Consider the following 6,346-nt stretch of genomic DNA (forward strand, 5'->3'; position numbering starts at 1 on the left):
GGTGTCCCTCGTGGAGTGGACTTTTGGGTCAGTGTTGCTGACCACCCTATGGATCTTCTTGCTATTCGCGTTCTTGATGGTCCTGTTCTACATCTTCTCCGACCTGTTCCGCGACCACACCACTTCGGGTTTGGTTAAAGGCATCTGGGTCGTTTTCTTGATTATCTTCCCGCCGATTACTGCGCTGATCTACCTCATCGCTCGCGGTAAGGGGATGTCCGAGCGCGCCGTGGCAGAAGCCGAAAAGATGAAGCAGGCTCAGGACGAATACATCCGCAACGTGACTGCCGCCGGAACCGATCCGGCTGAGCAGATCGCCAAAGCGAAGCAGCTGCTCGACCAGGGCGTCATCTCCCAGGAAGAGTTCGACAATCTGAAGGCCAAGGCACTGGCCTAGCAGCCGCCTTAGCTGTCAGAAAGCCCCGGCCGAGTATCCGGTCGGGGCTTTCTGCTGCTCATGGCTAGTCTGCTCTAAGCCTTGCCCCCTGGCTTGCCGCATAACGGTTGCTGCGCCCACCAACCGTTATGGCCACCATGCGGATCAGTCGGCCCGAACCCGAGATATCCTCGTGGCGTGGATCAGATTGCCCTACTGCCTGACTGGCTAGACCCCGAGAACCTGCTCACTCAACTCGGCCCGTGGGCCTTTTGGGGAGCAGTCGCCATCATCTTTGCTGAATGTGGCTTGCTTATCGGCTTCTTCCTCCCGGGCGATTCGCTGCTGTTTGTTGTCGGAATTTTCATCGGCAGCGGCTTCATCACATTGAATATTTGGGCCGCCGCGGCGATTCTTGCCCTAGCGGCCATGCTAGGGAATCTGACGGGCTACTGGATCGGAGCCAAAGCCGGGCCACCCATGTTCGACAAACCTGACTCGAAAATCTTCAAAAAGGAATACGTCGACAAGACCCACGAATTCTTCGATAAACACGGCAACCGCGCCATCGTGCTGGCTCGGTTCGTCCCGATCGTGCGTACCTTTATCACTGCAACCGCGGGGGTAGCTCGGATGGATTTCCGTCGGTACTTCATCTACTCCGCGATCGGTGCGGTGCTGTGGGCAGCTGGCCTGACAATCGCCGGCTACTTTCTCGGAAACATTCCGTGGGTGAAGGACAATCTCGAGGCGATGATCTTGCTGATCGTGTTCGTCTCGATCATCCCCATCATCATCGAGTACATCCGGCACCGCCGGCAGAAGAAGCCGGCTGCGGCAGAATCACTGACCGTCAAAACGGCCCAGCCCGAGACCGAAACCGATCCGACCTCCTAGCCAGCTAGGCCAATCCCAGGTCTGCCAGGGTGTAGCCGGTGCGGTAAGTCAAACCAGTTTGCTCCACCTTCGGGGCCGCGCCTCGGTCCACGATGACCGCTACCCCAACAACTTCCGCCCCGGCCTCACGCAGCGCTTCCACCGCAGTGAGGACAGAGCCGCCGGTGGTAGAGGTGTCTTCCACCGCGAGCACTCGCCGTCCGGCAACATCTGGGCCTTCGACCCGGCGCTGCAGGCCATGGGTCTTTTCGCTTTTGCGAACTACAAAAGCGTCAAGCTTCTCGCCTCGCGCCGCCGCGGCATGCAACATGGCGGTCGCAACCGGATCAGCGCCTAACGTCAGCCCACCGACAGCGTCGTAGTCCCAGTCGGACGTCAAATCCAGCATGACCTGACCCACGAGCGGGGCTGCCTCCGCATCCAGCGTCACCCGACGCAGGTCTACGTAGTAGTCGGCTTCTCGGCCACTGGACAAGACGACCTTGCCGTGGACAACTGCTTTGTCCTTAATCTTCTGTTGCAGTTCCTGTCTGACTGCCGAGTCTTGGCTGGCGCTCACGGCCGCCACTCGTAAGCTCCGTCGTAAGACAGCACCTCATCGACAAACTTCGCCTCAGCATCAGCATCCAAGACGGGATGTCGGATCAGGCCGAAGGCACCGGAGCGCTGCTGGTCGGTGGCGGATGCCTGTCCATGCAATGCAACCGCCTGCTCGGCGGTGTCCTGCACGAACACCGCAAACATCCGATCGATGTGTGCCTCAGTGAGCTCTGATAGGTCGCTCACCGAGCCGGGTCGGGTCTCGCCGTCGTCCATGGCCAGCGCAGCTGACTCGCAAATGAGTTGGGCGTAGACCACCTGGGCAAACAGTTGGCCGAGCACCTGCAAGTAGTCCAGATCTTTCTCCTGCGCTTCGGTTGGCGGCGCGGTCATCACTAGCTGGGTCAATGCATCGATTTGCTCGAGGAAGATAGTCACGTTGGGAAGGTGTGCGTATCGCTTCAGTGCTGGGGTCCAGTCCGCAAATCGGATCTTGCTCAGGCCGCTGGCTGGGCCCTGTTTGAACAGGTAACCGTCGTCTCCCACATCTTGGCGAACCGGAATCGCGTCGTAATCCTGCGCAGCGCCATGCGCTGCACCCAGATAGGCCGGCATGAATTTCAGCACCAGAGCGATGTTGACGTGAACAGTTCCCTCTAGTTTCGGCAGAGCCCGAATATCAGTAACGGCGCGACTGAAATAGGTGTCCTTTTCGAAACCTCGAGCGGCGATAACGTCCCACAGCAGGTCGATGACCCGCTCGCCCTCGCTGGTGACCTTCGCTTTTGTAATGGGGTTGAACAGCAGAAAGCGTCGATCGTCCTCGGACGCGCAGCGGAAGTAATCCGCGGAGCGAGCGGAGAACACCTTCATCGCAATCAGACGGGCGTAGGAATCCGCCAACATCCGCCGGACATGTGGGAAGTCGGTGACCCGATTGCCGTACAGAATCCGATTGTTGGCATGGGTGATCGCCTCAAAAAAGGCATGCTCAGCAATGCCAATGCTGGCCCACCCGAGGTTGACCTTGCCGACGTTGACCGTTGCCAGTGCTGCATCCCACGCAGGCTTGCCCACGTGCAGAATGTCCGCCCGGGAGACCGGGTACTCATGAAGGTCAAAAGCCGCCACGTACATCTGCGAGTGCACGACGTTCTTCAGCAACTCGTACTTTTCATGCTGAGTATCTACGAGGAAGAAGACGTACTCGCCGGGATATTCCGGATCATCATCAGCAAACTTCCCGAACACACTCAGCCGACCAGCTTTGTTGCCGTTGCCGATGTAGTACTTACCACCACTCGCAGTCCAGCCCTCGCCGGACCTACTGAGGATCATGTCTGAGGAGTAGATGTCGGCGCCGTGCTCTTTCTCCGACAGCCCGAAGCCGAAAATCGAGCCGGCCTCCAACATTTTGCCAACAGTCGCTTTGGCATCATCGTTGTCACTGGTCCACACCGGGCCAAGACCCAAAACGCTGACCTGCCACACGTACCAGTGGGCGAGTGAGTAGAAACCCAAAATCTCGTTCAGCTCATTGATCCGGGCGGTATCCCAGCGGGCCTGTTCGCCACCTTCAACACCACCGAGGAGTTGACCCACCTCGGACGGGGTAGCAAAGGTGGAGAAGATGCCCTCATCGGCGACCATTTCGAGGAAATCGCTGTACCAAACCCCGGAGTAGAACTCTTCCTTGCTGATGTCTTTGCCCTTGCTCTCGAAGAACTCGATCAGCAACTTCAGCTGCCGTTGGGTCTCCGGGTCAAAGTTAGATGGGTCGTAGGTGCGTGGATTGAACAGCAGGGACACAGAAATCTCCTCCAAGGCCTTAGAACGAGAATACGCGGAAACTAGCTGCGCCACGACACCGGATGCGGTGTGGACTTGAGCACACTTGACCTACGGCAACGTAACCTCGGCTTATGGCCACAGCCCTTGTCACCGGAGCATCTGCAGGAATTGGACTAGCTTTCGCGGAAAGACTTGCCGCCGAAGGCATGGATCTCGTCCTCGTATCACGCAAGCGTGAGACGTTAGATCAGGTGGCGACTCGTTTGAGCGCTACCCACGGAAACTCCGTTGCGGTGTTGCCAGCTGATCTCAGCGACCGCACCGCGGTCGATCGGGTCGGAGCCCGACTCGCCGAGGAAGCGCAGCCGATCGAGATTTTGGTGAACAACGCCGGCTTCGGCATCAACGACGGGTTCATCGGCGGCGACCTCGAAGCTGAACAGCAGCTGCTTGACGTCCTTGTCGCCGCACCGATGCGGCTGAGCCACGCCGCCTTGCCCGGGATGGTAAAACGCAACTCCGGCGCCGTAATCAACGTAAGCAGCATCGCTGGCTGGATGGTCAACGGCACTTACAGCGCCGCGAAAGCTTGGCTGACGACCTTCACCGAGAGCCTGTCCCGCGATCTAGTCGGGACTGGCGTGCAGGCGGTGGCGGTATGTCCTGGCCTGACCCACACCGAATTCCACGAACGAGCCGACATGCGCGTTGATCACGCCCCCGAGTGGTTGTGGCTGAACGCCGATCAAGTTGTTGAGCGAGCACTGCGGGACGCCGGTCGCGGCAAGCCGATTAGCGTCGCCGGCCGGCAGTACCGGGCTATCAGCCTGTTCACTCGATACGCGCCTCGTCCGCTGATCCGTCGGATTCGGCCCCGATAGTTCGCTCGCCGCGCACTGTGCGACTGGTTGCCCTACGTTGCAATCATGGGGCTACGAGACGCAAATATCGACAAGTTCGACGGTGGAGTCTTTGACGTCCTAATCGTGGGCGGCGGTATTAATGGCGCGGTATCAGCAGCCGCCTTGGCTAGCCGAGGTGCACGGGTGGCGCTGGTGGACCGCGGCGACTTCGCTGGCTTCACCTCCATGCATTCATCCAATCTGGTTTGGGGGGGCTTCAAGTACATGGAGAACTACGAGTTGCGGCTTGTCCGCAACTTGTGCAAGTCCCGCAATCACCTGATTCGCTCCTATCCAGCCAATCTGCGAGAGATCCGCTTCCTAGCCGCCTTGGACAATAACTCGCCCTACCCCGCATGGTTCGCCGGGCTGGGAGCTACCGCCTACTGGGTCATTGGCAGCGGTTTTACGAAACCGCCGGCGGTACTGAGCACCGATAAGATTCACCATCGCGAGCCGGTTATTCGCACGGATAACATCTTGGGCGGCATTGAGTACTCAGACGCCTACATCGTCGACAACGACTCCAGATTTGTCTTCGGATTCATCCGGTCGGCACTCAACTCCGGTGCCATCTGCGCCAACTACGTGGAGTTGCAGCAAGCCCAACAGCGCAATGGCATGTGGCATGCCCAACTACGCGACACTGATGGCGACCGAGAGTTCCAGGTACAGGCCAAAACCGTCATCAATGCCGCCGGCCCGTTTGTCGACGAGATCAATCAACGGCACGGCATCAGCAGCAGACACAAGATCGTCTTTTCAAAAGGCATCCACCTGATCGTGCCGCGGCTAGCCGAAAACGAGCGTGTGCTGGCCTTTTTTGATGACACTCAGCGACTGTTCTACGTGATCCCGATGGGCCCATGTTCGGTGATCGGAACCACCGATGACCGCGTCGACGATCCGGTGACACACGTGACCAAGGAGGACCGCGACTTCCTGCTCGGACAAATCAACGCAAGGCTGGCACTTGCTGCACCGTTGACGCCCAATGACATTATCTCAGCCCGCTGCGGCGTGCGACCACTAGTGGTGACTGCCGATGACGATTCTTCTGATGAGGTGGATTGGACATCGCTATCTCGCAAGCACGCGATGGAAACTGATCAGGCCCACAACTGGGTGAGTATTTTCGGCGGCAAGCTGACCGACTGCGTCAACGTGGGTCATGAGGTGTGTGATGAAATCGCTAGCCTGGGCATCCAACTGAGCAAGGACCGTAAATCTTGGTACGGCGAACCACCGAAGGCGACTCGGACTGAGTTCTTCCGTCAGGCGCGGCTCATGGGTTTGGATCGGGTGCGCAAGGGACGGCTCTACGAGACGTTGGCCACCCGACTGTGGCGGCGATACGGCCTACGAGCCTTCGCGATGTTGGAGGCTATTCGGGACGACCCCACTATGGCTGATGACGTGATCGAAGGGGCCGACTACGTGCGGGTGGAGCTGTACTACGCAGCCAAGACCGAAATGATCACCAAGCTGGACGACTTCATGCGCCGCCGATCCAAAATCGCGCTGGTGATCGGCAACGATCAAGTCGAGGATGCCGAAGGTATCCACGAAGCCTGCGAACTGCTTTTCGGCTCGGAGGCTAAGCGACGCTACGACGAGTACTTCACCGAAGAGCGCCGAGCCGAATTGGCCGAACTGCGAGCGCCTTGACGCAACCGCCGCAAGGCCACCGGCAATAGCCCAACGATTCGATACTCGAATGCGGCACGATAGTGATATGCCGGATCGCTTGGTGCAGCGCATGCAGCCACACGAGAAAACTATCTTTGGGGATATGTCGGCTAAGGCCGCCCGGCTAGGTGCCATCAACCTCGGCCAAGGT

At 58.8% G+C, this 6,346-nt stretch carries 6 protein-coding genes; 4 read left to right on the forward strand and 2 right to left on the reverse strand.

The window, feature by feature from the left end; genetic code table 11:
* The first annotated feature begins 76 nt into the window (after positions 1-76).
* Together K0U62_11215 and K0U62_11220 are read left to right on the forward strand one after the other, a co-directional pair.
* Positions 77-397, forward strand: a complete 321-nt coding sequence (locus tag K0U62_11215; GenBank protein MCH9802082.1) for an SHOCT domain-containing protein — start codon at positions 77-79, stop codon at positions 395-397.
* A 177-nt stretch (positions 398-574) separates the two neighbouring features.
* A complete protein-coding gene (locus K0U62_11220; protein MCH9802083.1) occupies positions 575-1,273 on the forward strand; it encodes a VTT domain-containing protein in 699 nt (232 codons plus the stop codon).
* Positions 1,274-1,277: 4 nt separating this feature from the next.
* Here K0U62_11220 and pyrE read toward each other — a convergent pair whose 3' ends face one another.
* Positions 1,278-1,832 carry an orotate phosphoribosyltransferase gene (gene pyrE / locus K0U62_11225; protein MCH9802084.1) on the reverse strand — a complete coding sequence of 185 codons (555 nt, stop codon included), beginning with the start codon at positions 1,830-1,832 and terminating at the stop codon, positions 1,278-1,280.
* Positions 1,829-3,637: an acyl-CoA dehydrogenase gene (locus tag K0U62_11230; GenBank protein MCH9802085.1), complete on the reverse strand. Its 1,809-nt coding sequence runs from the start codon at positions 3,635-3,637 to the stop codon at positions 1,829-1,831. The genes pyrE and K0U62_11230 overlap by 4 nt, the downstream gene beginning before the upstream one ends.
* A gap of 98 nt (positions 3,638-3,735) precedes the next feature.
* On the opposite strand from K0U62_11230, the gene K0U62_11235 reads away from it, so the two are divergent.
* Both K0U62_11235 and K0U62_11240 read left to right on the forward strand, forming a co-directional pair.
* Positions 3,736-4,485 carry an SDR family NAD(P)-dependent oxidoreductase gene (locus K0U62_11235; GenBank protein MCH9802086.1) on the forward strand — a complete coding sequence of 250 codons (750 nt, stop codon included), beginning with the start codon at positions 3,736-3,738 and terminating at the stop codon, positions 4,483-4,485.
* Positions 4,486-4,530: 45 nt separating this feature from the next.
* Entirely contained in the window at positions 4,531-6,174 is a 1,644-nt protein-coding gene (locus tag K0U62_11240) for a glycerol-3-phosphate dehydrogenase/oxidase (GenBank protein ID MCH9802087.1), read from the forward strand.
* Positions 6,175-6,346 lie beyond the last annotated feature (172 nt).

It is taken from the genome of Actinomycetes bacterium (assembly GCA_022599915.1).
In the GTDB taxonomy this organism is placed as follows: domain Bacteria; phylum Actinomycetota; class Actinomycetes; order S36-B12.

What these genes read in the sequence shown, in the direction of transcription:
- K0U62_11240 (MCH9802087.1), top strand. Translation starts at nt 4,531, where the DNA reads ATGGGGCTACGAGACGCAAATATCGACAAGTTCGACGGTGGAGTCTTT.
- K0U62_11235 (MCH9802086.1), top strand. Translation starts at nt 3,736, where the DNA reads ATGGCCACAGCCCTTGTCACCGGAGCATCTGCAGGAATTGGACTAGCT.
- K0U62_11215 (MCH9802082.1), top strand. Translation starts at nt 77, where the DNA reads ATGGTCCTGTTCTACATCTTCTCCGACCTGTTCCGCGACCACACCACT.